Origin of the sequence: Pseudomonas sp. Sample_24, from assembly GCF_004307605.1 — a bacterium.
GTDB lineage: Bacteria > Pseudomonadota > Gammaproteobacteria > Pseudomonadales > Pseudomonadaceae > Aquipseudomonas.
Genome location: NZ_RCNW01000366.1, coordinates 3,641 through 29,556, shown reverse-complemented (window position 1 = coordinate 29,556; position 25,916 = coordinate 3,641). Strand labels below are relative to the sequence as shown.

The window sequence follows — 25,916 nt, the reverse complement described above, 5'->3', positions numbered from 1 at the left end:
GCTCTGAATCAGGTCGTCTTGCTTGATCACGGTCATGAGTCGCGCTCCTCTAAAAGACGGGAACATTCAATAAGGTGCTTGCAGCTTGGGTGCATCGGTCGGTTGCAAGCACCTTTCAAGGCACGCCGGGCATGCTGGCGCGACGCTAAAAAGGCGCGGCAGTATAACGCGCCTCGTCCAAGGGCACACGCGCCGGTAGTCAAACGTTGGTCGCATAGGCGGCCGCGTGAATCCAAGTGATTTTTCAGCCATGGATTTGACGCCATTTATCCGACCGAAAATTGAATGGTCATTTATCGGCCGCCCCACTAAAGTGACACTCGGTCTGTAGAGTAGGACGCTCTGTCAGCCTTCATTCGGTGAGTCAACGATTGACCCATAACGCCATCCAGCGACTGTTGCTCAAACGTTTTGCCCTGGCAGCCGGCACCTATGCCCTGGCTTTGCTGTTGCTGTGGCTGGCGTTTTTTACCGGTCACTATCAGCAATCCCTGGCCAGCGTGGCCATTGGCAGCGCACTGGTGGTGATCAGCCAGGGCACGTTGTTCGCCCTGTTCTATAGCGGCTGCAACCTGCGCTTCGCCGACCCCAGCCTCACGGAAGCTCAAGTGCTGATGGGGCTGGGCTGGCAAACCTGGTTGATCGCCCATCTGGACGACGCGCGCGGGGCGTTCCTGGTCTTTTATGTGCTGATCCTGCTGTTCGGGCTGTTTCATCTGTCCCGTCGCGCGTTTTTACGCTGCGCGATGCTGGTGTTCTTCAGTTTCAGCGCCATTACGCTGTGGGAGGGCTATCACTTTCAGCTGGCCGACCCGGCGCTGGCGGCGTTGCAGGTGTGCGTGCTGTTGATCGTGTTGATCTGGCTGGTGCTGTATGCCGGTTACGTCCAGGCTTCGCGACACCGTATGCGGCAGCGGCGCTTCGCGTTGCAGGCGCATCAGGACACGCTGCGCGGGATGATGCGCCAGCTCGAAGACCTGGTCGCCACCGACGAACTGACCGGTCTGTTCAATCGCCGGCATTTCCTGCGCCTGGCCTCCCGTGAACTCAACGCCATGGACGCCGGCGTCAGGCATGGCCTGGCGCTGATCGACCTCGATCACTTCAAGCGGATCAACGATCTGCACGGCCATGCCGCGGGCGATCAAGTGCTGCAGGCCTTTGCCGGCGTGGCCACTGCATGCCTGCGCGATGGCGACGTTCTGGCGCGCTATGGTGGCGAAGAGTTTGTGGTGTTGTTGCCCGATTGCGATGCCGACAGTCTGACCGCCTGCTGTGAGCGACTGCGGGTTGCATTTACCGATGTCGAGTTGCTCGGCCTGAATGTCGGCAGCCTCAGTCTGTCGGCGGGCATGACGTTGCTGGAACTGGGCGATGACCTCGACGACGCCTTGCAGCGAGCCGATCAGGCGCTCTATCGCGCCAAGCGTGACGGTCGTAACCGTTGCGCGGCGGCGTGGGAAAACGTCGATGCCTGAATTACGTGTCGGTGACCGCCAGTGGTCGGTGGCGGCGGGCAGTAATCTGCTTGATGCACTGAATCAGAACGGCGTGGCGGTGCCCTATAGCTGTCGCGCCGGCAGTTGCCATGCGTGCCTGGTGCAGTGCGTGCAAGGCTTGCCGAGCGATAGCCGCCCCGATGCCTTGAGCGCGCAGCAACGCCAGCAAGGTTGGCGTCTGGCGTGCCAGTGCCAGGTGGTCGAGGACTTGCAGGTGCACACCTTCGACCCGCAGCAGGATGGGCGCCCGGCCGAGGTCGCGGCGCTCGACTGGTTGAGCCCCAACGTACTGCGCTTGCGCCTGATCCCGCAGCGGCCATTGCGTTATAGCGCCGGGCAGCACCTGGTGTTGTGGGCGGGTAACGTGGCGCGGCCATACTCCCTCGCCAGCCTGCCCGAGGACGACCGGTTTCTCGAATTTCACCTCGATTGTCGCCTGCCGGGTGAGTTCAGCGATGCAGCACGTCAGTTGAAAATCGGCGATCCGCTGCGCCTCGGCGAATTGCGCGGCGGGGCGCTGCATTATGACCCCGATTGGCACACGCGACCGCTGTGGCTGATGGCCGCCGGCACTGGTTTGGGACCGTTGTTTGGTGTGCTGCGCGAAGCTCTGCGTCAGGATCACCAAGGCGAAATCCGCGTCATTCATCTGGCCCATGACGCCGACGAGCATTATCTGGCCAAGCCTCTGCAGGCCATGGCGGCCAGCCGCCCGAACCTGAGCATCGAGCTCTGGACCCCGGTCGGGTTACCCGCGGCGCTGGCGCAACTGCGGCTTGTTTCGCGGCAAACCCTGGCCCTGCTCTGCGGAGCGCCGGACAGCGTCGACGCCTTTGCCCGGCGCTTGTACCTGGCGGGATTGCCGCGCAATCAACTGCTGGCCGATGTGTTCCTGCCACGTGGTTGAGCCGCAGACGTTGACCGGATTTATCAAGCGGCACTAAACCTTCGCTGACAGTACCGGCTCCATCGCCAGCCCTGACAACTCAACCTTTGGATCAGCAAACAAAAAGCCCCGCCATTCACATGGCGGGGCTTTTGTTTTTCAGCGCTCGGTCACTCAGACCATCGGGTCGCCAACGTGCAGGATCTTCATGCCGTTGGTGCCACCGGTGGTGTGGTAGCTGTCGCCCTTGGTCAGGATGACCCAGTCGCCTTTTTCCACGACGCCGCGTTTGACCAGCTCGTCGATCGCCTTCTGGCTGACTTCGTTCGGTGCCAGCGAAGCCGGATCGAACGGGATGGTGTACACGCCACGGAACATCGCCGCGCGGGCCTGGGCTTCGCGGTGCGGGGTGAACGCGTAGATCGGCACCGAGGAACGGATGCGCGACATGATCAGCGGGGTATAACCACTTTCGGTCAATGCGATGATCGCCTTCACGCCCGGGAAGTGGTTGGCGGTGTACATGGTCGCCAGCGCAATGCTTTCGTCGCAGCGGGTGAATTCCTTGCCGATGCGGTGGCTGGAGGTCTTGCTGGTCGGATGCTTTTCAGCGCCGACACAGATGCGCGCCATCGCTTGTACCGCTTCGAGCGGATACAGGCCGGCAGCACTTTCAGCCGACAACATTACGGCGTCGGTGTAGTCCAGCACGGCGTTGGCTACGTCGGACACTTCGGCGCGGGTCGGCATCGGGTTCTGGATCATCGACTCCATCATCTGGGTCGCGACGATCACGGCCTTGTTGTGGCGGCGTGCGTGCAGAATGATTTTCTTCTGAATGCCCACCAGCTCGGCGTCGCCGATTTCCACACCCAGGTCACCACGGGCCACCATCACGGCGTCGGATGCCTTGATCAGGCCATCGAGGGTTTCGTCGTCGGCCACGGCTTCGGCGCGTTCGATCTTCGCCACCAGCCAGGCGGTGCCGCCAGCTTCGTCGCGCAGTTGACGGGCGTATTCCATGTCGGCGGCGTCACGCGGGAAGGACACCGCGAGGTAGTCGACTTGCATTTCCGCAGCGAGCTTGATGTCAGCCTTGTCTTTTTCCGTCAGGGCCGGGGCAGTCAGGCCGCCACCGCGACGGTTGATGCCTTTGTGATCGGACAGCGGGCCGCCGATGGTCACGGTGCAGTTCAGTTCGGTGGCCGTGGCGGTATCGACGCGCATCACCACGCGACCGTCATCGAGCAGCAGCTCGTCGCCCACGCCACAGTCCTTGACCAGGTCCGGGTAGTCGATGCCGACCACTTGCTGGTTGCCTTCGGTAAGAGGATGGCTGGTGGAGAAGGTGAATTGATCACCGATCTTCAGCTCGATCTTCTTGTTGGCGAATTTGGCGATACGGATTTTCGGGCCTTGCAGGTCACCCAGCAGGGCGACGAAGCGGCCGTGCTTGGCAGCGAGGTCACGCACCAGCTTCGCGCGAGCCTTGTGCTCGTCGGGGGTGCCGTGGGAGAAGTTCAGACGGGCGACGTCCAGGCCAGCCAGAATCAGCTGTTCGAGAACTTCCGGCGAGTTACTGGCCGGGCCAAGGGTAGCGACGATTTTGGTACGACGGACGGACATGCAAAGACTCCTGAGTTCAAGCGCTGGGTGAGGCTACTATGCTGCGAAGTTGTAGTCATTGTTCGTTTGCACTACTTATCGCTTTCTTTATTGAACCGGACAACTTTGCGCCTGGCAGCCTGAAGATTTCCGCTCACGGGTCGATACAGCGTTCAAGACAGGAGATCCCCCCATGCGATTCGTGCTCATTGCCGCCCTTGCCATCAGTGTCCTCAGTGTCACGGGCTGCACCCGTTTCTCGATGAACCATCATTTGAATCTTGCCTACAGTGCCTATGAGCGGGGCAATTGCGAGCAAGTCATGCTCGAATTGTCCAAAGTCGAGCGCGCCAGCCGGGCGCGGCCTTATGTATGGCCGGAAGTGTCGATGATGCGCGGCCAGTGCCTGGAACGGCAAAAGATGTTTATCGATGCGGCCCAGACTTACCAATTCATCATCGCCTCGTATCCGCAAAGCGAATACGCCTATCGCGCCCGCGCCCGCCTGGAAACCTTGCAGAGCCTGGGCCATTACCCGACCCGCAGTGCCGCGGCGGTACGCCCGACGCAGTTCTGATGCAGGTTGTCATTCAATAGCTGGCCGACCGGCGGTGGTGAGCTATAGTCGAATAGACCGGTTTAGAGCGTTCTCTCTAAACCATCGTGACACCTGTGATTGGCAGGAGTAAGCGATAGCGGTTTATTGACTGTCGCACCAGGATCGGGGAGAGCGGGCCGTCTTGCCACTTCAGTTCCACCGGCAGGTCCGTTCCGAAGCATTAGTGCGGCTCTGCTTAAGGGCCTTGCGTAGCGAATTCAGCATGTTTACTGACCGCCGGATCGAGCGGCATCAACTGCCGTATTTCCTGAAAGTGTTCAACAGCATTACGGACAAGCCCATCGGTTTTCTGGGCAATGTCTCCGAAGATGGACTGATGCTCATCAGTCAGTTGCCGATGATGATCGGTGCTGACTTTGAACTGCGCCTTAAAATCCCCGCCAGCGGCGGCATCCAGCAGGTCATTGACTTGCGGGCGTGTTGCTTGTGGTGCCACGAAGACGCGACGCCTCACCACTATGACGCCGGGTTCAGTCTGCAGCGGGCACCGCCTGAATATGGGCAACTGGTGGAGGCGTTAAGGCAGTATTTCAGTTTTCTACCGTTGCCGGCCTCGGCCTGATAAAGCAAAAGATCGCTGACGGCGGTCTTTTGCGCCTAGGTGCTGCCGCCACGCTTCCAGCTCAAATATTGCGTCACCAATTGCGTCCCCAATTGCCCCGGCCGCGTATCCAGCACTGGCACGCCATGAGCGCTCAACCGTTCGTGAAGTTCAGCCCGTGCATTCAAATAGTTCACCGTGCCGCAATAAGCCAGGGCTTCGGACAAGGTCTGCACCGGTGTTTCGCGCAGGTTATCGAGCAGGTCTTCGCGCAAACTGGCGATCAGCACGCGATGCTGTTGGCCCAGGCGTTTGACGGCCGTCAGCAGTTCTTCATCGTCCTCATCGCGCAGATTGGTCATCAGCACCACCAGCGCACGGCGTTTTTGCCGCGCCAGCAATTGCGTGGCGGCGGCTTGATAGTCGGCACTGCGTTGGCTGCTGTTCAGGTCATAAACGCTGTTGAGCAACGTGTTGAGTTGCCCGGTGCCTTTGACCGGTGCGAGGTAGCGCGGTATGTCGCTGGCGAACGTACTGAGACCGACCGCATCACCCTGGCGCAATGCGACATAACTGAGCAGCAGGCAGGCGTTGAGCGCGTGATCGAAGTGCGACAACTCATCATCCTGACTGCGCATGCGGCGGCCGCAGTCGAGCATGAAGATGATTTGTTGGTCGCGCTCGTCCTGGTATTCCCGGGCAATCGGGGTGCGCTGCCGGGCGGTGGCTTTCCAGTCGATCTGGCGCAGGCTGTCGCCCTCGCGAAATTCGCGCAACTGATGAAACTCCAGACCCAGCCCCCGGCGTTGTCGCTGGCGCACGCCGAGTTGGCTCAGCCAGTTATCCACCGCCAACAGTTGACCGCCGTAGAGGCGGGCGAAGTCGGGATAGACACGGGTGTGATCGGTCAGCTTCAGCAGGCGTTTGTCTGACCACAGGCCCAGGGGGCCAGGCAGGTTGACTTCGCAGCGTTCGAAACTGAAGTGGCCGCGGCTGACCGGACGCAGACGATAAGCCATAACACTTTGCAGGCCGGGTTGCAGCGCCACCGCCAGTGGCAGGTTTTCGAAGCACAGGCCCGGCGGCACGTGGTCGAACAGGCGTATGTCCAGCGGTTGGGCGAAGTCGTGTTCGACCGTCAGTCGCACTTCGCTCCAGCGACCGAGTGCCAGGCTGCCGGGCATCTGTCGTGTGATCCGTGGGGAGGGCAGTCGCTTGAGGCGAATGGCATCGAGCAACGCCAGGGCCAGTAGCGCCAGCAGCAGGCCCCAGTTGATTCGCGACACAGATGCCGGCAACGCAACATCCAGCGCCTGCAACGCGCCCAGCACGATGCCGATGGCCAGCAGCACACCCAGCCATAGCAACAGCAGGCGACTTGGTTTCACAGGCGCGGCGCCGGAACTTGGTCGAGTAATTGTCGCAACACCTGATCGACCTCCAGACCCTCGATATCCAGCTCCGGGGCGATGCGCACGCGATGGCGCAGCACCGCCAGGGCACAACCTTTTATGTCATCCGGAATCACGAATTCGCCGCCGCGCAACAAGGCCCGCGCCCTGGCGCAGCGCACCAGCGCGATGGAGGCGCGAGGCCCGGCGCCAAGGGTCAGGCCCGGCCAGCTGCGGCTGGTGCGGGCCACGCGGACGGCGTAGTCGAGCACCTGGTCGTCCAGTGGCAAGTCGCTGGCAATGCGTTGCAGCGCCAGCACGTCCTTGGCTTGCAGCACCGTGCGCAGCGGTTGCACATCGAGCATGTCGGCGCGGGTCGAACGGCTGACCTGACGCACCATGTTCAACTCCTGTTCGGCGTCGGGGTAGTCCATGCGCACCTTGAGCATGAAGCGATCCAGCTCGGCTTCCGGTAACGGGTAAGTGCCTTCCTGTTCGATGGGGTTTTGCGTGGCAAGCACCATGAACGGCTGTGCAATCGGCAGGGCGCGGCCTTCAAGCGTGACTTGCCGCTCCTGCATGGCCTCAAGCAGTGCGGCCTGGGTTTTCGCCGGGGCACGATTGATCTCGTCGGCCAGCAGCAGGTTGGTGAACAGCGGCCCTTTGCGCAGTTTGAACTGCTCGGTCTGAAGGTCGTACACCGCATGGCCGGTGACGTCGCTGGGCATCAAGTCCGGGGTGAACTGAATGCGTGCAAATTCCCCACCGAAACAGCGTGCCAGCGCCCGCACCAGCAAGGTCTTGCCCAGCCCCGGCACGCCTTCGAGCAACACGTGCCCCCCGGCAATCAGCGCCGTGAGCACATCGTCAATAACGCTGTCCTGGCCGATCACGGCTTTTTGCAGTTCGACGCGTATCGCCTGAGCCAACTGGCTGGCGCGCTGTCGTTGTTGAGCGGCATGGCTGGGTGCGTCGGGCTCGATCGGTTCACTCATAACGCGTTCCTCAAGGTTTGCAGATGGGCGACCTGGCGGCTGAATTCTGCACTGGAAAGTCGCTGCTTCTTCCGTGGGCTCATGGCCTGGCTGATAGCACGTGTGGGCTGGCCGGTCAGGCGTGAGAGCAGCAGCCATTGTTCGGCAACGCCGAGTTGGTCATAGCCTGGATGGCGTCGTCGGACCCGGCGCAGAATGTCTTGTTGCAGCGTTTGCAGCAGGCTCTGCTGACCGTTGCGTCGCAACATGAAATCGGCACTGGCACGCAGGTGCTCGAGCAATTGTCGGCGCGCTTTCGGTGCCGGTTCCTGCAATGGCCCATGGCGCACACCGACATGCCAGAGCCCCAGGGCAATCAGCGCAAGCAAGGCAACCAGCGCCTGGGGGAAATAACGCAGCAACAAGGTCCATAAACTGTCGTGATCGGTGTTGAACAACAGGGTCACATCGGTATCCGCGGTCAGGTACCACAACAGCCAGGCGTTGTCGTACTGATCGATTGCCGGGGTTTTCCACAAGTCGGCGTCGGTCACCACAATGATCGAGCCGAGCCCGTGGTTGAGTTGCATCATGTGCGTGGCCTTGCCGCTGTTGGCCCAGGCCTGGGCGAGATTCTTCGGGTCTTCGAGATGGAAGGCCGTGTCGAAGCCGGCATACGCCGGGGCGTCTTCGTTTTCCAGGTAGAGCTTGGTCAGTTGCGGATAAGGATCTTTTTCGCCATCGGCCGGCGGCGGGTCCTTGAGGTCCTTGCTCAGGGACTGATGCAGTTGTACCCGGTCGAGCAACAAATCATTGCTTTGCCCGGCCTTTTCATCCCACAGCGACTGGGCGACGAACAACAGGCGCCCTCCGGCCCGGGTCCAGTTCATCAATTGATCAATCTGCCGTGGCGTCATGTTGTAGCGATCGCCCAGTAACAGCAGGCTGTGTTGATGCGGCTCCAGGCTCGGCAGAACGTCGAGGCTATTGGCATGGCCGACGACCAGGCCTTGTTTGCGCAGAAAGTGCTCGGCGGCCAGATAAGGATTGGCCTGTGCCTCGGGCGATGGACCATGATCGATTTCCGCCGGATAGGGCGTGGCCTTGAAATACAGGTACACGCTCAGCGCGACCAGCAGCACCGCGACGACTATGCCGAACGTGATCAGCCACCCGCGCCGGTTCAATGCGCGGCTCCAGGGCCGAACAATGCTCGCCAGCCATCACACAATTCATGCTGCAAATGCGCGGCGGGCAAGCGATGCCCGTAAGCCATGTTCTGCCAATGCCCGGTCAGTTTTTTGCTGAAGGCCAACAACGCCGGTTGTTGCAGTTGTTCGATGCGTTCCAGCACCTGGCCTTCGGTGTCGGCAGCTTTCAGCGCGATGTCGTAATCGTGCAGCAGGTGGCTGAGGAGGGCGCGGTAGAGCAATCCCAGCGCTTCTCGGGGATGGCTCTGCCAGAGGTTTTCGGCACTGGTGGCGACGTCGGCGGGCAAGGTGTCGCGGCCAAGATCCAGGCCGAACGCCTGTTGCGGTGTCGGTCGCGTGGTTTTTTTGCCTAGGCTCGGACGACGGCTGACAAACGCCTGCAACAGATCGCGGTAGTGCCAGATCAACAAGCCAATGGCGGCGGCCACGATGCCCCACAGCAAGGCTTCGATCAGCGTGGCCAGTGCGCCGAAATGCTGACTGTCAAACAACCCGAACAGTGCCTTCAACCAGGCTGGCGTGTTGTTGTCAGCCGGTGTTTCGGCAGTGTCGATGTCGTCGCCAAAGCGATAACGGATCACCGTTTCCTTGTTCTTGAACGGCGGCTGCTCAAGGATCGCCTTGATGCTGTCGCGGGACGCCTGACTGGTCAGCGGTTGTTCCAGCAAGCGCGGACTGTCAGGCGTTGCCACCGCAGCGTCGGCCCAGGCATCGTGTCCAGTCGGGAGCAACAGGATTACTGCCAGCAAAACCGCGATGGCAGCGCCGTTCAAGCGCTGGCGCATACGGCGGAACACCAGTTCGATATCCCAGGCTTCCAATACAGTACGGCGGTTGAGGTAGAGGCTGAAGCCGCAAGCTACATAGATCGGTTCCCACACCACCAGCACCAGGGCGTAGAAGGCATTGGTCAGATGCTCCAGCCAGCGCCAGTCCTGGGTGGCGGCGGCGATCAGCGATTGCCAGCTCCAGTCGAGTGCGACCTGTTGCGGCAACAGCAGATAGAACATCACCATCAGGCCGATCCACAGTGCAGTTTCCAAATGCACGCCAATCAGCGTCAGCCACCGTGCCGCACCGGCATCGCGCTGCAACAGCACCTGAATGCGCTGCTGTCTCGCTTCGGCGCTCAGGCCTTCGAGTTGCACCACCGGTAACAGAAAGCTGCGACTCATGCCAAAGCGTCGCCAGGTCAGGCTGGCCAGCAATTGCGGCTTGAGCAGCCGCGGCCATTGGCAAAGGGCTTGTTTGAGGGTGGGTGTTTCGCCAAATATGGCTTTGGACAGGATGTATAGCGGCAGGCGTTCGAAAGCCGGCTTCAGCCACCAGAAAATGAACACGGCAAGGGATGGCGACTCCCACAGCAAGCCGCTCAGCAGGGCAAAAACCGGCAAGGTGATGATCGCCCAACTGATCATCAGCAGACGTCGATGGCGCTGGCTCAACAGCACGCCCAGGTCCATGGCTTCCCAGATCGGGCGCGGGCGGATCACCACACTGGCGTCACTCAGGCGCATGGCGGACCCGTCCGGCAAACAGCAGATAAACCGTGACCGACAGCCAGAGCAGCGCGCCCACCAGGTATTTGGTCATGGGCGTTGCTGCCGTCATCGACGACCAATAAGCCTCGATGAACGCCGCAATCAGCAGGAACAGCATCACCCCGCAAATCAGCAACACGCTCTTGCGTGCGGCCAGGCGCAAGGCTTCCGAGCGCGGCAGGCGCCCCGGCGCAATCAATGCCCAGCCCAGTTGCAGGCCGGCCGCCCCGGCGAGGGCGATGGCGGTCAATTCGAAAGCGCCGTGGCCAATCACGAAGGACCAGAACGTTTGCCCGTAGCCGATGTGCGTCAGATGTCCGGCCACCGCGCCGATCATCAAGCCGTTGAAGAGCAGGAAGAACGCGCTGCCCAGGCCAAACAGCAAACCACTGGCGAAGGTCTGAAAGGCGATGCCGATGTTATGCATGATGTAGTAGCCGAACATCACCCAGTCTTCACTGGCCGCGCGTTCCGCCGAACGCCCGAGATGACCGGCTTCGGGGTCGTACATGTTTTGCATTTCGCTGACCTGCTCGGCCGGGATCAGGTTGTAGATCAGGTCCGGGAACAGGTACACCAGTAGCGCAATGCCGATCAGGCTGCCGAAAAACAGCAGGCTGGCGGCAAGCACGAAGCGCCATTGCTCACGGACCAGGCGGGGGAATCCGGCGAGGATGAATGCCAGTACATTAGCCCCCAGGTGGCTGCGATGGCGATACAGTTGTTGGTGTCCGCGCAGGACCTGTTGTTGCAACGAATCGATCAGGAAACTGCTGTAGCCACGCTCCCGAGCCAGCGCCAGGTGTTGGCAGAGACGACGATAGTCAGCCGGGAAATCGCCGACTCCGTCGGCCTTCCTGTCCTGTTCCAGACGTTGCAGCGTGAGGGAAAACTGCTCCCATTCGGCCATGTGCCGATGTTCGAAAAGGCTTTGCTTCATGCCGGGCCCAACAAACCGCGAGCGATGCCGTTGAGTTCAGCCACGGCTTGTGGCGCTGGAACCTCCAACGGTTGCGCCAGGATCGCGGCGAGCTCATTGACCCTCGCAGGGGACAGTTCGGCCTGGCGTTCGGCGAATCCGAGGATGGCGCGTTGTTCGCTCAGGCTCAGGGTTATTGCCGGGCGGCGCGGTTGGGCTGGCGGTAGCTGGGGACGTGTGAGCGGCTGTTCACGGTAGATCACCAACGTGCCGGCCGCCACATCGCCGAGGCGTTTGAAGCCGGGATGCTGCAGGCAACTGATTGCCCCGAGGAAGTAGCCGAAAGGCAACAAATCGACAAACCGCAGCAGGTTGCGCAACAGCGACGCGGACCAGCCAATCGGTGTGCCATCGTCCTGAACCACGCGCACTCCCATCCATTGCTTGCCCGGTGAGCGGCCCTGGTTAAGGACCTCGAACAGCACCATGTACCACCAGCTCACGCCAAAGATCAGCAGCGAGCCCAGGCCGGCGCCGAGTTTTCCGAGCATCGCCAGGACAATGAACAGCACGCCGAGGATCACGCCGCGCAGTGCCAGGTCGATGGCGAACGCCAGCGCACGCACCATCAGCCCGGCGGGTCGCAGAGGCAAGTCGATGCCTTCAGGCGTTTCAACTTGATACCGCGTATCCAGTGGCGGGGACAGCGTCGCTTTCCTTGGCAGTGCTGTGGTCTCGAGCATGGGCAACCTGATGATGTGGCCTGATCGGGATTGTCTCGTTCCCCGATGCTAGCAGCCTCACTGGGGAAAACGACATAACTATGTATTGCGGTTTGAGTAACCAGGAGTGTTTGAATCACAAGATTACTGGCCGGGGCGGGACGTGAACGCCTAGACTTCGTCGATCTTCAGTTCGGGAAACGCCTGTGACCTCTATCTTCTGGTACGACTATGAAACGACGGGCATCAACCCCCGTTGCGACCGCCCCCTTCAAATGGCGGGGCTGCGTACTGACTTCGATCTCAATGAAATAGACGAGCCGGTCAATCTCTATTGCCAGCCCAGCGACGACATCCTGCCGCACCCGGCAGCCTGCGCGATCACCGGCATTACGCCTGGAAACCTGGCCACGCTGGGGTTGAGCGAAGCCGACTTCATGACCCGCGTGCACGCCCAGTTGTCTGCGCCGGGCACGTGTGGAGCCGGGTACAACACCTTGCGCTTCGACGACGAAATGACCCGCTACAGCCTGTACCGCAATTTTTTCGACCCGTACGCGCGGGAGTGGCAGGGCGGCAACAGTCGCTGGGATCTGATCGATGTGGTGCGCGCAGCATATGCCTTGCGTCCCGACGGTATTGTTTGGCCAACAGACGATGAGGGGCGGGTGACACTCAAGCTTGAGCGTCTGACCGCCGCCAACGGCATCGATCACGGCAATGCCCACGAAGCGCTGTCGGATGTACGCGCGACGATCGCTTTGGCGCGGTTGATCCGGGAAAAACAGCCGAAGCTCTATGAATGGCTGTTCAAGTTGCGCAGCAAACAAAAGGTGCTCGACCAGATTCGCCTGTTGCAACCGATGGTGCACATTTCCGGGCGCTTTTCAGCGGCACGCAACTTTGTGGGGGTGGTGTTACCGCTGGCCTGGCATCCACGCAACAAGAATGCGCTGATAGTCTGCGACCTGCATCTTGATCCCCAGGGTTTGCTCGATCTGGATGCCGACACGTTGCGCCAGCGCCTCTATACCCGCCGCGCTGATCTGGCCGAGGGCGAGTTGCCGGTTCCGCTCAAGCTCATTCACATCAATAAATGCCCGGTAGTGGCGCCGTTGTCGGTACTTCGTCCTGAAGATCAGCAACGTCTTGGCCTGGATATGCCGCTGTATCAGCAGCGTACGGTGCGACTAAGTGACGCGCAGCAAGTCTGGCTGGATAAAGTTGCGGCAATTTATGCCCGTGAGGATTTTTCTGTCAGCCTGGACCCTGAACAACAGTTATACGATGGTTTTATCGGTGACCGTGATCGGCGTCTATGTGAACAAGTACGTTCTGCCGACCCGGCTCAATTAGCACAAGCTCAATGGCCTTTCGATGATGAACGTTTGCCTGAATTATTGTTTCGATATCGCGCACGCAACTTTCCGCAAACGCTGAATCTTGAAGAGCAAGAGCGCTGGAGACTATTTTGTCAGAAGCGCTTGTCGGACCCTGAGTGGGGCGCCCCCAATACCCTGGATAGTTTCTCCGAGGCCGCAGCCCAAATGGCTGTTACTGCGACAGCGTTTCAGCAACAGGTACTCGGCGAATGGCAGCAACATGTTCTCGGGTTACGCTCACGTTTGAATCTTTGAAATCGAAAACACCCGGAGCCTGAACTCCAGGCATAAAAAAACGCCAGCGATTGGCTGGCGTTATTTTTTGTCGCAGACGGGTCTGGCGGCTTAGCCCAGCAGGGTAGCCCAGCCTTCAACCACGTCACCGCCCCACTTGGCTTTCCACTCTTTCAGAGTCTTGTGGTTGCCACCTTTGGTTTCGATGACTTCGCCGTTGTGCGGGTTTTTGTATTGTTTAACTTTGCGAGCACGCTTGGTGCCGGTAGTTTTCACAGCGCCGCCACGTGGAGCCTTGGTTTTGGATTCCGGGTCCAGCAAAGCAATGATGTCACGCAGGGACTTGGAGTATTCGCCCATCAGGGTGCGCAGTTTGCCTTCAAATTCCAGCTCGGTTTGCAGTTTGTCGTCTTGGGACAGATTCTTCAAACGGGCTTGCAGCTCTTTGATAGCTTCTTCGGTGGCGCGATATTCGTTGATCAAGGACATGATTACTACCTTATGTGTGGCGCAGGATGGCAGGGGGACAGTGCCGCAATAATAGTCAGGGTGTTTCATCAAGTAAACATTAAAGCAGGTTTATTTAATTAAATTGTCCGCAATTCGCTGCACATTTTCGATGCAGTTAAATAGTTTGAAGCTCGGCTACAGATATTTACAAAGGAGTGCTTGTGGAAGGCTTACTGCACTGTCGTTTGACGAACGAGGTGCACGGGCAGGCCCAGCGTCGGTTGCCATCTGACAGCACGGCACGTCATCAATACTGCAGTTTTGCTGCGCAATCGCTAGAATGGCCGCCTTTGCGAAGTTCTGGAGTTTCCCCCCCATGCGCACTTTTCGGCTGGTGATTTCCTGCCCCGACCGCGTCGGCATCGTTGCTAAAGTCAGTAACTTTCTGGCGTCACATAACGGCTGGATCACTGAAGCGAGCCACCACTCCGACAATCTCAGTGGCTGGTTCTTCATGCGTCACGAGATTCGTGCCGACTCGCTGCCTTTCGGTATCGAAGCCTTGCGCGAAGCGTTTGCGCCGATTGCCGAAGAATTCTCGATGGACTGGCGTATCACCGATACCGCGCAAAAGAAACGCGTGGTACTGATGGCCAGCCGCGAATCCCACTGCCTCGCCGACCTGCTCCATCGCTGGCACAGCGATGAACTGGACTGCGAAATCGCTTGTGTGATTTCCAACCACGATGACTTGCGCAGCATGGTTGAGTGGCACGGCATTCCTTACTACCACGTGCCGGTCAACCCGCAGGACAAGGAGCCGGCTTTCGCCGAGGTTTCGCGTCTGGTGAAACATCACGATGCCGAAGTGGTGGTCCTTGCCCGTTACATGCAAATCCTGCCGCCCGAGTTGTGCAGTGAATATGCGCACAAGGTCATCAACATTCACCACAGCTTCCTGCCGTCGTTCGTCGGTGCCAAGCCGTATCACCAGGCTTCGATGCGCGGCGTGAAACTGATCGGCGCGACCTGCCACTACGTGACGGAAGAGCTGGACGCCGGCCCGATCATCGAGCAGGACGTGGTGCGTGTCAGCCACAGCGACAGCATTGAAGACATGGTGCGTTTCGGCCGTGACGTCGAGAAGATGGTACTGGCCCGCGGTCTGCGTTATCACCTGGAAGACCGGGTGTTGGTGCACGGCAATAAAACCGTCGTGTTCTGATTTACCGCACGACCCGGTTGAAATTCGAAGGGCCTGGGCGTTCAATCGCTTCAGGCCCTTCGCCGTTTCTGCATGAGGACATGACCATGGCCGATCCATTGGACAAAGCCACTTCCAAGGCGCCCGCCACCCTGGGCGAAGGTTGTTTGAGCCGTTACGACCCGGACGACCTGAGCCCGGAGGATGGAACGGAGTTTCCAGGCGCTGCCGAGTTGTGGGAGCAGTTGCAGCAAGAGCCCGACAACCCGCCTAAGCCTGCTTGAGTTTCATCAACTTCTTGAGCAGCGGCCGCCCCAGCATCAGCAAGAACACCGGCCCACCGACCAGCAGATAGAAGTAATAGGTCACTGCCCGCCAGATCAGAATCGCCGCCGCTGCGGTGGATTTCCCCACCATGGGCGCCAGCAGCGCCGCCGACGTCAGTTCCGCCGCGCCGGCCCCGCCCGGCAACAGGCTGAATTGACCTGCACTGAGCGAAAGCATCTGGATCAAAAAGCTCCAGGCCCATTGCAAGTCTGCACCGAGCCCGCGTAGCGCCAGATACAGCACGCTGTAGCGTAAAATCCAGTGCAGGCAGGTCAGGGCAAACACAGTGATCAATGTCTGGAAAGGCAGCTTCAGTGTGTCAGTAAACGCCGCCAGAAAACTCAGGAGCTTTCGCGCCCAGCGCATCCGGGTGGTGGGCTGCACGTTGAGGCGGGCCAACAACCGGCCGCTCAGGCGAATCAGCAAGCGGTGATACCGCGCCACAAGCACACAACTGATCAATCCGCCGAACATCGACACGGCACTGACGATCAACAGCCATTCCATGCGCTGGCTCAGGTGTTGAAACAGCGCATAAATCAGAATCCCGCTGAGTGCGCAGAGGAAAAACAACAAATCGCTCAACTGGTCCATGGCGAACACGGCACTGCTTCTGGCCGGACGCACACCGTTGCGTCCCAGCAGCGCCATGATAGTGAGCGGGCCGCCGCTGCCGCCAGGCGTGGCGCAATAAGCGAATTCGGCAGCCATGACCACGCCAAGGCTTTTGACGGGGCTGACCTTATGGCGCTGATCGCCCAATAAAAGGCGCAATCGCAGGGTGTTTACCACCCAGCACAGCAGGATCATGCCGAACATGACCAATAATCCGCTCAGCGGAAAAGCACTCAATCGTGACCAGGTTTCGCTTCCACCCAAAAGCCACGGGATCAGCACCGCAGCGAGCAGGCCGATCACCAGCAGGATCCCGCGACTCATGCGGCGCGCTCCCTGTTCTGGCTTTGCAGGGCCAGCCAGTTTGCCTTGGTCATGGGCAATCGTCCGTCTGCCAGCAGGCGCTTGAGGGTTTGCAGCCAGTAGGTGCGCGAGAACTCATGGCGCATGTCGACCGGGTGCAGGCCCAGGCGAATCACCGGTGCCTGGCGCCAGCGTTGTTCGCGCTGATCGCTGACGAGCTTGGACAAACCGCGACGCCAGGCACTGCGTGCGCTCCAGACCAACCCGGGCGCGTCGACCGTGGTGAAATCCGGTAGTCGATAAAGGTGTTGAGGGTCGCTGGTATAACTCAAAGGCAGTTGTCGCAAGGCTTGCCGCGTGCCTTCACTCATCAGCCAGGCCGGCGCGACAAAACCGTGCAGCGGCCAATGATATCGATCAAACATCGCAATGCCTTCATGCAAACGGGCGAGGGCGGCCTCCCGGGACAAGCTGTAGAACTCGCCTTCGTGGGTATAGACCCGGCGCATGAACCAGTCTCGCGCAGAGTTCAGCGGCGATCCGTCATCGCAATGAAAATAGCCGTGCAGCACCAATTCATCGCCGCGTTCGAGTCGTTCGGCAAGCCGCTGGCGAAAGTCCGGATGGGCGTGCAGATCGTTGTGTCTGTGGTAGTTCGGCACCACCAGCCAGGTGATGGGTACGTTGCCCAGTGCGTCCACGGCTTCGACAAAGGGTTGGTAGTCGGCCCAGGTTTGTGGCGCCACATCGTGCAAGACCAGTAACAGGCTGGGCGTATTCATGGGCTCAACCATTGGCCGCGCGTGGCCATTGACTGCCGAGTACGGCGTGATAGTGCCCCAGCAAACTATTGACCACCGTGTCCCAGGCGTAATGTCGCTCGGCATGAAGTCGCGCCTGTCGGCCGAGGGCCGCACTGTTTTGGGCGAACAGTTCGCGCACGGCGTTGGCCATCGCCTGCGGATCGTTCGGTGCACATAACAGGCCGCATTGATCAGTGACAATTTCCTGAAAAGCCCCTGCCGCCACCGCCACCACCGGAACGCCGCTGGCCATGGCTTCGAGAATGACCAGGCCGAAGGTTTCCTGATCGCCTGCATGCAGCAACGCGTCAGCACTGGCCATCAGGCGCGCGACCTGCGCGGCGGGACAGAACTCATCAATGACGGTGACATTGCCTGGCACCGTGCTCGGCATCGACGAACCGACCAGCAGCAAGTGGTAACGCCTGCCCAGGCGTTTCATGCACTGGAGCAGCACCGGCAGGTTCTTTTCCTTGGAACCGCGACCGGCAAAAATCAGCAGGTGGGTGTTGTCGTCCAGTCCCAATTCGGCCCGCAGGCCCGGATCGCGTTTTTCGGGATGGAAAGTCTGCAAATCGACGCCCAAGGGTTGGACAAAAACGTTTCGAACCCCAAGACCCGTGAGCTTGTCCGCCATCACCTGACTGGGCGCGAGAACCCGGTCGAAGTTGCCGTAAAGCTTGCTGACGTAGGCTTCGACATTGGTGGTCACCCAGTTGCCCATGCGGTTGCTGACCAGCAATGGCAGGTCCGAGTGATAGAAACCGATCACTGGCACATCCAGTTGCCTGCGTGCGTCCAGGGCTGCCCAGGCAGTGAGATAAGGATCGCCGACCTCGATCAGTTCGGGTTGCAGGTCGTGCAGGACATTGCGCCAGGGGGCCAGGCGCAGCGGGAATCGATAACCCTTGCCGAAAGGCAGGGCAGGAGCCGGAACGGTATAGATACCGTCCTGTTCACTGAAAACTGCGCCAGGGACCAGCAAACTGTGGCGAGTGCCGGGCCTTGTACACAGTCGATGATGTTTTGCATCCAGATAAGTGCGCACGCCACCGCTGGCAGGGGCGTAAAACATGGTGATGTCAGCGATATGCACGATGAACACTCCTCCGGTCCGTTGCTCTCCTTGGGTGGACCTTAATGAAGAATAGATGTTCGGTTGAGGTTTGGAGGGGTGGGCTGTCAGCCAGGGTTATGCGATGTGTTACAGACCGCCTTCGCTGGCGAGCCAGCTCCCACAAGGTTTTGCGTCGTACACAAAAATTGCGTCCGCTGCAGAACTCTGTGGGAGCTGGCTTGCCAGCGATGAGGCCGGTGAGAGCGATTAGATCCGGAAACTGCCTACCAACTGCTTCAACCGCGCCGCCTGCTGTTCCAGATCCGAACACGCGCGCAACGTCGACTGCAGGTTTTCCACACCTTCCTGGTTCAGCGTATTGATTTCGGTGATGTCGACGTTGATCGACTCAACCACTGCCGTCTGTTCCTCGGTGGCGGTCGCCACCGACTGGTTCATGCCGTCGATTTCGCCGATACGCTGGGTCACGCTGCTCAAGCGCTCACCCGCCAGATTGGCGATTTCGACGCTGTCCTGGCTGTGACGCTGGCTGTCGCTCATGGTGCTGACGGACTCGCGGGCACCGACTTGCAGCTCCTCGATCATGGTTTGCACTTGTTGCGCCGATTCCTGGGTGCGGTGCGCCAGATTGCGCACTTCATCGGCCACCACGGCAAACCCGCGCCCGGCTTCACCGGCCCGCGCCGCTTCGATGGCGGCATTGAGCGCCAGCAAGTTGGTCTGTTGGGAAATGCTGGTGATCACTTCGAGAATCTGCCCGATGTTCACGGTTTTGCTGTTCAGCGACTCGATGTTGGTGCTCGACGCGCTGAGCATGCTCGACAACTGATTCATCGCGGCAATGCTGCGGTCCACAACCTGCTGGCCGTCTTCGGCGAGGCTGCGGGCGTCACTGGCCTGATTCGATGCTTGCGCAGCATTGCGGGCGATCTCCTGGGCGGCGGCGCCGAGCTGGTTGATCGCGGCGGCGACACTGCTGGTGCGCGATGCCTGCTGGTCGGAGTTGAACATCGACGAGTTCGAGGCCGCCACCACACGCAACGCGACTTCGTTGACCTGGCCGGTGGCGGAAGACACCTCGCGGATCGAACCGTGGATACGCTCGACGAAACGGTTGAATGCCGTGCCGAGCGTGCCGAACTCATCGTTGTTGACGATGGTCAGGCGCTTGGTCAGGTCGCCTTCGCCGTCGGCAATGTCGGCCATGGCGCGGGTCATGACGTGCAGCGGCTGAATCAGGATGCGGATCAGCATGCCCAGCAGGGCGATGATGATTGCCACCGCGATGACGGTCGCCACCACCGCTGAAGCGCGGAATTCGCTGAGCATCGAGAAGGCTTTTTCCTTGTCGATGGACAAGCCGATGTACCAGTTGACCGAGGGTAAGCCTTTGATCGGCGTGAAGCTGACGATGCGGGTCTTGCCGTCGACATCGACTTCACTGAAACCGTTGCCGATTCGCGGCGTGTCTTTCGGATACGCCTCGCTCAGGGACTTCATCACCAGCGCTTTGTCCGGGTGAACCAGGATTTTGCCGTCGGCGCTGACCAGAAAGGCGTAGCCCATGCCGTCGAAGTCGCGGGCGCTGAGGGTATCGATCAGCGTTTGCAGGCTCAGGTCACCGCCGATCACGCCGATGCTTTGCCCGGATTTTTTCGAGGCCATGGCCATGGAAATGATGGTTTGACCGGTCGCCGCATCGATATAGGGCTCGGTCAGGGTCGGCGTGCTGCTGTTTTCCGCCCCCTTGTACCAAGGGCGGACCCGTGGATCGAAGCCATCGGGCATCTTCGCGTCGGGTCGGATGGTGAAATGCCCGGTGGCATCGCCCAGGTAGGACGCCATGAACGTCGAGGTCAGCGCTTTCTGTTCAAGCAGGGCGGCTACGTTGGCTTGTTCCGGGTTGATGGCGATGTTTTGCGAAAGGTTTTCGATCAGCAGAATCCGGCCGGTCAACCATGTCTGGATGTTGTTGGCGGTGACATCCCCCATCTCGTTGAGATAGTTGTCCAGGTCTTCGCGGATGGCATTACGCTGTAAATAGTCGTTGTACAGGGTGAATGAGGCGAAAGTGGCAATGACGATGAGGGCGGCGGCAAGCAGGATTTTATGGCTGAAGCGTAGATTTTTATTCATGGCTTGGGGTCCGCTAAGGTCTTATTGCCCAGCGCGTGCTTTTATAAAGGAACGCAAAAGGGGCAGGGTTGAAAGCAAGTGATATTTCCATCGCTCCTTAAGGGAAATGTCCTACCAGATTGTGTCTGTCTGCTTTGTTGCTATTTCTATCGGCCGTGAAGGATCAAAGATTAACCATGGGTGACCAAATGCATGACTCATTGCAACTCGTTATCGGCGCCGATCTTTCCGGGCAGCCGATCGCCCAGGCCATGCGCCTGGCCAACCGTCACGGTTTGATTGCGGGGGCTACCGGGACGGGCAAGACCGTCACCTTGCAACGTATGGCCGAAGCCTTCAGTGATGCCGGAGTCGCGGTATTTGCCGCCGATATCAAGGGCGATCTCTGCGGTCTGGGTGCAGCCGGTAATCCCCAGGGCAAGATTGCCGAGCGAATCGCCGGGATGCCCTGGCTGAACCACAAGCCTCAGGCTTATCCGGTGACCTTGTGGGACATTCACGGGCAGTCCGGTCATCCACTGCGCACAACCTTGAGCGAAATGGGCCCGTTATTGTTGGGTAGCCTGTTGGAGCTGACGGACAGTCAGCAATCGGCGCTGTATGCCGCGTTCAAGGTCGCCGACCGCGAAGGCTTGTTGCTGCTGGACCTCAAAGACCTGAAGGCATTGCTCAATCACCTCAAGGATCATCCACAGCTGCTCGGCGATGATGCGGCGCTGATGACCACCGGTTCCAGCCAAGCCCTGCTGCGGCGTCTGGCAACGCTCGAACAACAGGGGGCGGAGGCGCTGTTCGGTGAGCCGGCGCTGCAACTCGAAGACATTCTGCAACCGACAGTCGACGGTCGTGGTCGCATTCATTTGCTCGATGCCAGTCGGCTGGTGCATGAAGCGCCGAAGGTCTACGCGACGTTTCTGTTGTGGTTGCTGGCCGAATTGTTCGAGCAATTGCCGGAGCGCGGTGATTCGGACAAACCGCTGTTGGCGTTGTTTTTCGACGAGGCGCATCTGTTGTTTGCCGGGACCCCCAAGGCGTTGCAGGATCGTCTGGAACAAGTGGTGCGGCTGATTCGTTCGAAAGGAGTGGGGGTGTATTTCGTCACCCAATCGCCGGGCGACCTGCCGGACGATGTGCTGGCGCAACTCGGCTTGCGCATCCAGCACGGTTTGCGTGCATTCACCGCCAAGGAGCAGAAATCCCTGCGGGCGGTGGCCGACGGTTTCCGGCCTAACCCGGCATTCGATGCGCTGTCGGTGCTGACTGAGTTGGGGATTGGAGAGGCGTTGGTCGGCACTTTGCAGGAAAAGGGCACGCCGGAAATGGTCCAACGGGTTTTGGTGGCACCGCCACAGTCGCGGATCGGGCCGCTGAGCGAGACGGAGCGTACGCTGCTGATCGCCGGTTCGCCGTGCAAGGGCCGGTACGACAAGCCGATTGATCGTGAGTCGGCTTATGAAGTGCTGATGGGCCGCAAAGGACTGGCGCCTGAACCCGAGGCTGCACCGGACAAATCCGCCAAGCAAGAGCCAAGCTTCACCGAACAGGCCGGGGAGTTCCTCGGCACGGCGGCGGGGAAGGCGCTGAAGTCAGCGATGCAACAGGCGGCGAATCAGATCGGCCGACAATTGGTGCGCGGTTTGATGGGCTCTTTATTGGGCGGCAACAAACGCCGCTGAAACCTGTAGGAGTGAGCCTGCTCGCGATGGCGGCGTATCAGTCAACTTATGCGTTGAATGTTACATCGCTATCGCGAGCAGGCTCGCTCCTACATGGGTTCATGATCAGGTTTTGGGCCTGGCGTGCGCCGCCAACCGCTCCAGCGCGGCCCGAAGGTTTGGATCACTGATGCCATCGGCCGTCGCCTGAATGGTCGCCGCCGCATCATTGGACAAATCCATGGTATGACCGGCCGCACCTTGTTGAACGGTAGGTGGCTGAACCTTGAACAGAATTCGCGTGAGGCTGGCGAATTCATCGAACATCTGCAATTGCCGCTGCAGGCGTTTTTGCTGGTAGCGCAGGCGAGTGGCCCAATGTCCATCAGTGACGATCAGCAGCAAGCTGCCTTCACGCCAGGACGCCACGTGGCAATGCTCGCGAGCGGCGGGTTGCAGTTGGCTTTCCAGCAGGCGTTGCAGATGACCCAGGCGTTGAGCGTGGCCGAGAATGGCTTTGAGCGGCTTGGCTTCGCGAAGGAGAACGGCGGGTGCTCTGGCCGTAAGAGGGCGAAATGCCATGATCAGACACCTGAAGTAACAGAGCCGCCATGGTAGCAGAAAGCGCCGAATGCACTCGCCCATTGCTTTTGTGGATGCTTTACTCATTAAATCAACGACTAACTTCTTCCCTGAATGGGTTGAAGTTGAGCAAAACGCCCTTATTTTAAGTGAGCCCCGTCAAAGCGCAGTGCCAGCATCGTGGAACATCGCCACTTTCCTCACCACCGTTTCCGGGTAGAATGCTCGTTCGCATGCGGCCATGAGGGCTGCACGGGCGACTCACGGGGCCGCCCTCCATCCCTTTAGTGTGGAAGATCCTGCCGATATGTTTGCGCCTTTGTTAAAGAAACTTTTTGGAAGCAAGAACGAGCGTGAAGTCAAACGCATGCTCAAGACGGTGCAACTCGTCAATGCCTTCGAAGAGCAAATGGTGGCCCTTTCGGACGATCAATTGCGTGCCAAGACAGACGAGTTCAAGGCCCGCATCGCCAAAGGGGAAACCCTCGATAAATTGCTGCCAGAAGCCTTTGCGGTCGCCCGCGAAGCCGGTAAGCGTGTCATGGGCATGCGTCACTTCGACGTCCAGCTGATCGGCGGCATGACCTTGCATGAAGGCAAGATCGCCGAAATGCGTACCGGTGAAGGCAAGACCCTGGTGGCAACACTGGGCGTTTACCTCAATGCATTGTCCGGCAAGGGCGTGCACGTTGTGACGGTGAACGACTACCTGGCCCGTCGAGACGCCAACTGGATGCGCCCGCTGTATGAATTCCTCGGCCTGACGGTCGGCGTTGTCACGCCGTTCCAGCCGCCGGAAGAGAAGCGCGCCGCCTACGCTGCCGACATCACCTACGGTACCAACAACGAATTCGGTTTCGATTACCTGCGCGACAACATGGCGTTCAGCATGGAAGAAAAATTCCAGCGCGAACTCAATTTTGCCGTGATCGACGAAGTCGACTCCATTCTCATCGACGAAGCCCGTACCCCGCTGATCATCTCCGGTCAGGCCGAGGACAGCTCCAAGCTGTACATCGAGATCAACAAACTGATCCCGCAGCTGGAATTGCACGTTGAAGAAGTCGAAGGCGAAGTCACCAAGCCCGGCCACTACACCGTCGATGAGAAGACCCGCCAGGTCGAGCTCAACGAAGCCGGTCACCAATTCGTCGAAGAAACGCTGACCCGCATCGGCCTGCTGGCTGAAGGCGAGAGCCTGTACTCGGCGCACAACCTGAGCCTGCTGACTCACGTTTACGCCGGTCTGCGTGCGCACAAACTGTTCCACCGCAACATCGAGTACATCGTGCAGGACGGTCAGGTGGTTCTGGTCGACGAACACACCGGCCGCACCATGCCGGGCCGTCGTTTGTCCGAAGGCCTGCACCAGGCCATCGAAGCCAAGGAAAACCTGAACATCCAGGCCGAAAGCCAGACACTGGCGTCGACCACGTTCCAGAACTACTTCCGTCTGTACAACAAGCTGTCCGGCATGACCGGTACCGCGGACACCGAAGCGTTCGAATTCCACCAGATCTATGGCCTGCAGGTCATGGTGATTCCGCCAAACAAACCGTTGGCGCGTAAAGACTACAACGACCTGGTGTTCCTGACCGCCGAAGAGAAATACGCGGCGATCATCAACGACATCAAGGAATGCATGACCCAGGGCCGTCCGGTGCTGGTGGGTACCGCCACCATCGAAACGTCCGAGCACATGTCCAGCCTGCTCGTGAAGGAAGGCATCGAACACAAGGTTCTGAACGCCAAGTTCCACGAAAAAGAAGCCGAGATCATTGCCCAGGCCGGTCGCCCGGGCGCACTGACCATCGCCACCAACATGGCCGGTCGTGGTACCGACATCCTGTTGGGCGGCAACTGGGAAGTGGAAGTGGCCTCGCTGGAAAACCCGACGCCTGAGCAGATTGCCCAGATCAAGGCCGACTGGCAGAAGCGTCACCAGCAAGTGCTCGAATCGGGTGGCTTGCAGGTGATCGCCTCCGAACGTCACGAATCGCGCCGTATCGACAACCAGCTGCGTGGTCGTGCCGGTCGTCAGGGCGACGCCGGTTCCAGCCGTTTCTATCTGTCGCTGGAAGACAGCCTGATGCGCATCTTTGCCTCTGACCGGGTGAAGAACTTCATGAAAGCCCTGGGCATGCAGCCTGGCGAAGCGATTGAGCACCGCATGGTGACCAACGCCATCGAAAAGGCTCAGCGCAAGGTTGAAGGTCGTAACTTCGACATTCGCAAGCAACTGCTTGAGTTCGACGACGTCAACAACGAACAGCGTAAAGTGATCTATCACATGCGTAACACGTTGCTGGCTGCCAACAACATCGGTGAAACCATTGCCGATTTCCGTCAGGACGTCCTCAACGCCACCGTCAGCGCCCACATTCCTCCGCAATCGCTGCCTGAGCAGTGGGACGTGGCAGGGCTGGAATCGGCCTTGGAAAGCGATTTCGGCGTGAAACTGCCGATCCAGCAGTGGCTCGACGAAGACGATCACCTGTACGAAGAAACCCTGCGCGAAAAACTCATGCAGGAACTGATCGCCGCCTACAACGAGAAAGAAGACCAGGCGGGCGCCGAAGCGCTGCGCAGCTTCGAGAAACAAATCGTTCTGCGCGTGCTGGACGACCTGTGGAAAGACCACCTGTCGACCATGGACCACCTGCGTCATGGTATCCACCTGCGTGGCTATGCCCAGAAGAACCCGAAGCAGGAGTACAAGCGCGAGTCGTTCACGCTGTTCTCCGAGCTGCTGGATTCGATCAAACGCGACTCGATCCGCGTGCTGTCGCACGTTCAGGTTCGCCGCGAAGATCCGATCGAAGAAGAGCAGCGCCTGCGTCAGGAAGCCGAGGCACTGGCCGCCCGCATGCAGTTCCTGCATGAAGAAGCCCCAGGTCTGGAGCAACCGGAGCAACTGGGTGAAGAGGTCGATGTGGCTCTCGCCACCGCACCGGTTCGCAACGAGCAGAAGCTGGGCCGCAACGAGCTGTGCTACTGCGGTTCGGGCAAGAAGTTCAAGCATTGCCACGGGCAGATCCAGTAAAACCCGTTTCAATCGCTGAAATACCCGCGCCGCGACCGGCTTCTGCCGTCGCGGCGTTTTACCATTTCGAACCACCGTTTTTCCTGAAACGGTGCTGACATCATTTATAAAGGAGCGCATTCATGGCTGTTGGTCTTGGTCCTTTGCCAACGTTGCACCCGGTTGCCGGTTTTGAACTCGGTATCGCCTCGGCCGG

At 59.7% G+C, this 25,916-nt stretch carries 22 protein-coding genes; 9 read left to right on the top strand and 13 right to left on the bottom strand.

The genetic code is table 11. The features are described from left to right. Nucleotides 1-371 precede the first annotated feature (371 nt). Together D8V06_RS21115 and D8V06_RS21110 are read left to right on the top strand one after the other, a co-directional pair. Complete coding sequence (locus D8V06_RS21115; RefSeq protein WP_130905916.1) at nt 372-1,478, top strand: GGDEF domain-containing protein; 1,107 nt, start codon at nt 372-374, stop codon at nt 1,476-1,478. Beyond that, nucleotides 1,471-2,406, top strand: a complete 936-nt coding sequence (locus tag D8V06_RS21110) for an iron-sulfur-binding ferredoxin reductase (protein WP_130905915.1) — start codon at nt 1,471-1,473, stop codon at nt 2,404-2,406. Before D8V06_RS21115 ends, D8V06_RS21110 begins: the two co-directional genes overlap by 8 nt. Before the next feature lie 153 nt (nt 2,407-2,559). Here the strand turns inward: D8V06_RS21110 and pyk are convergent, their stop codons facing one another. After that, the gene (gene pyk, locus D8V06_RS21105) at nt 2,560-4,011 is read right to left on the bottom strand and encodes a pyruvate kinase (RefSeq protein WP_056852693.1); all 1,452 of its coding nucleotides are present in this window, start codon (nt 4,009-4,011) and stop codon (nt 2,560-2,562) included. A 172-nt stretch (nt 4,012-4,183) separates the two neighbouring features. Here pyk and D8V06_RS21100 point away from each other — a divergent pair, with 172 nt between their 5' ends. Next, on the top strand, nt 4,184-4,567 hold the full coding sequence (locus tag D8V06_RS21100; protein ID WP_130905914.1) for a tetratricopeptide repeat protein: 384 nt from the start codon (nt 4,184-4,186) through the stop codon (nt 4,565-4,567). A gap of 244 nt (nt 4,568-4,811) precedes the next feature. Then, nucleotides 4,812-5,171, top strand: a complete 360-nt coding sequence (locus tag D8V06_RS21095) for a PilZ domain-containing protein (protein WP_056852691.1) — start codon at nt 4,812-4,814, stop codon at nt 5,169-5,171. 35 nt (nt 5,172-5,206) lie between these two features. Here the strand turns inward: D8V06_RS21095 and D8V06_RS21090 are convergent, their stop codons facing one another. Genes D8V06_RS21090 through D8V06_RS21065 form a run of 6 tightly spaced genes read right to left on the bottom strand, consistent with a single transcriptional unit; the run spans nt 5,207 to nt 11,929 of the window. Then, entirely contained in the window at nt 5,207-6,538 is a 1,332-nt protein-coding gene (locus D8V06_RS21090) for a DUF58 domain-containing protein (protein ID WP_130931715.1), read from the bottom strand. Then, the gene (locus D8V06_RS21085) at nt 6,535-7,536 is read right to left on the bottom strand and encodes a MoxR family ATPase (RefSeq protein WP_056852689.1); all 1,002 of its coding nucleotides are present in this window, start codon (nt 7,534-7,536) and stop codon (nt 6,535-6,537) included. The genes D8V06_RS21090 and D8V06_RS21085 overlap by 4 nt, the downstream gene beginning before the upstream one ends. Beyond that, nucleotides 7,533-8,702: a DUF4350 domain-containing protein gene (locus D8V06_RS21080; RefSeq protein WP_130905912.1), complete on the bottom strand. Its 1,170-nt coding sequence runs from the start codon at nt 8,700-8,702 to the stop codon at nt 7,533-7,535. Before D8V06_RS21080 ends, D8V06_RS21085 begins: the two co-directional genes overlap by 4 nt. After that, nucleotides 8,699-10,243, bottom strand: coding sequence for a DUF4129 domain-containing protein (locus D8V06_RS21075; RefSeq protein ID WP_130931714.1), 1,545 nt, complete (start codon nt 10,241-10,243; stop codon nt 8,699-8,701). Before D8V06_RS21075 ends, D8V06_RS21080 begins: the two co-directional genes overlap by 4 nt. Beyond that, entirely contained in the window at nt 10,230-11,207 is a 978-nt protein-coding gene (locus D8V06_RS21070; protein ID WP_130906559.1) for a stage II sporulation protein M, read from the bottom strand. Before D8V06_RS21070 ends, D8V06_RS21075 begins: the two co-directional genes overlap by 14 nt. After that, complete coding sequence (locus D8V06_RS21065; protein ID WP_130931713.1) at nt 11,204-11,929, bottom strand: RDD family protein; 726 nt, start codon at nt 11,927-11,929, stop codon at nt 11,204-11,206. The genes D8V06_RS21070 and D8V06_RS21065 overlap by 4 nt, the downstream gene beginning before the upstream one ends. Before the next feature lie 185 nt (nt 11,930-12,114). Between D8V06_RS21065 and sbcB the strand changes: the two genes are divergently transcribed. Continuing rightward, nucleotides 12,115-13,545, top strand: coding sequence for an exodeoxyribonuclease I (sbcB, locus tag D8V06_RS21060; protein WP_130931712.1), 1,431 nt, complete (start codon nt 12,115-12,117; stop codon nt 13,543-13,545). Between the two features lie 90 nt (nt 13,546-13,635). On the opposite strand, the gene mvaT is transcribed toward sbcB, so the two are convergent. Then, on the bottom strand, nt 13,636-14,013 hold the full coding sequence (gene mvaT, locus D8V06_RS21055; RefSeq protein WP_007933316.1) for a histone-like nucleoid-structuring protein MvaT: 378 nt from the start codon (nt 14,011-14,013) through the stop codon (nt 13,636-13,638). A 337-nt stretch (nt 14,014-14,350) separates the two neighbouring features. Between mvaT and purU the strand changes: the two genes are divergently transcribed. Together purU and D8V06_RS30440 are read left to right on the top strand one after the other, a co-directional pair. After that, nucleotides 14,351-15,199, top strand: a complete 849-nt coding sequence (gene purU, locus D8V06_RS21045; protein ID WP_056852683.1) for a formyltetrahydrofolate deformylase — start codon at nt 14,351-14,353, stop codon at nt 15,197-15,199. An 86-nt stretch (nt 15,200-15,285) separates the two neighbouring features. Then, complete coding sequence (locus D8V06_RS30440; RefSeq protein WP_177336551.1) at nt 15,286-15,462, top strand: hypothetical protein; 177 nt, start codon at nt 15,286-15,288, stop codon at nt 15,460-15,462. Here D8V06_RS30440 and D8V06_RS21040 read toward each other — a convergent pair. The 4 genes from D8V06_RS21040 to D8V06_RS21025 all read right to left on the bottom strand — a co-directional run bounded on the left by D8V06_RS21040 (nt 15,449) and on the right by D8V06_RS21025 (nt 20,440). Next, on the bottom strand, nt 15,449-16,444 hold the full coding sequence (locus D8V06_RS21040; protein WP_056852682.1) for a lysylphosphatidylglycerol synthase transmembrane domain-containing protein: 996 nt from the start codon (nt 16,442-16,444) through the stop codon (nt 15,449-15,451). The genes D8V06_RS30440 and D8V06_RS21040 overlap by 14 nt on opposite strands. Further along, a complete protein-coding gene (locus D8V06_RS21035) occupies nt 16,441-17,217 on the bottom strand; it encodes a polysaccharide deacetylase family protein (protein WP_130931711.1) in 777 nt (258 codons plus the stop codon). Before D8V06_RS21035 ends, D8V06_RS21040 begins: the two co-directional genes overlap by 4 nt. Next, complete coding sequence (locus D8V06_RS21030; RefSeq protein ID WP_130931710.1) at nt 17,210-18,331, bottom strand: glycosyltransferase family 1 protein; 1,122 nt, start codon at nt 18,329-18,331, stop codon at nt 17,210-17,212. The genes D8V06_RS21035 and D8V06_RS21030 overlap by 8 nt, the downstream gene beginning before the upstream one ends. Nucleotides 18,332-18,550: 219 nt before the next feature. After that, nucleotides 18,551-20,440 carry a methyl-accepting chemotaxis protein gene (locus D8V06_RS21025; protein WP_130905903.1) on the bottom strand — a complete coding sequence of 630 codons (1,890 nt, stop codon included), beginning with the start codon at nt 20,438-20,440 and terminating at the stop codon, nt 18,551-18,553. 188 nt (nt 20,441-20,628) lie between these two features. Between D8V06_RS21025 and D8V06_RS21020 the strand changes: the two genes are divergently transcribed. Then, the gene (locus tag D8V06_RS21020) at nt 20,629-22,116 is read left to right on the top strand and encodes a helicase HerA-like domain-containing protein (protein WP_130905953.1); all 1,488 of its coding nucleotides are present in this window, start codon (nt 20,629-20,631) and stop codon (nt 22,114-22,116) included. A gap of 105 nt (nt 22,117-22,221) precedes the next feature. Here D8V06_RS21020 and D8V06_RS21010 read toward each other — a convergent pair whose 3' ends face one another. Further along, the gene (locus tag D8V06_RS21010; RefSeq protein WP_056852678.1) at nt 22,222-22,677 is read right to left on the bottom strand and encodes a DciA family protein; all 456 of its coding nucleotides are present in this window, start codon (nt 22,675-22,677) and stop codon (nt 22,222-22,224) included. Between the two features lie 307 nt (nt 22,678-22,984). On the opposite strand from D8V06_RS21010, the gene secA reads away from it, so the two are divergent. Further along, complete coding sequence (secA, locus tag D8V06_RS21005) at nt 22,985-25,720, top strand: preprotein translocase subunit SecA (RefSeq protein ID WP_130931709.1); 2,736 nt, start codon at nt 22,985-22,987, stop codon at nt 25,718-25,720. The last annotated feature ends 196 nt before the right edge of the window (nt 25,721-25,916 follow it).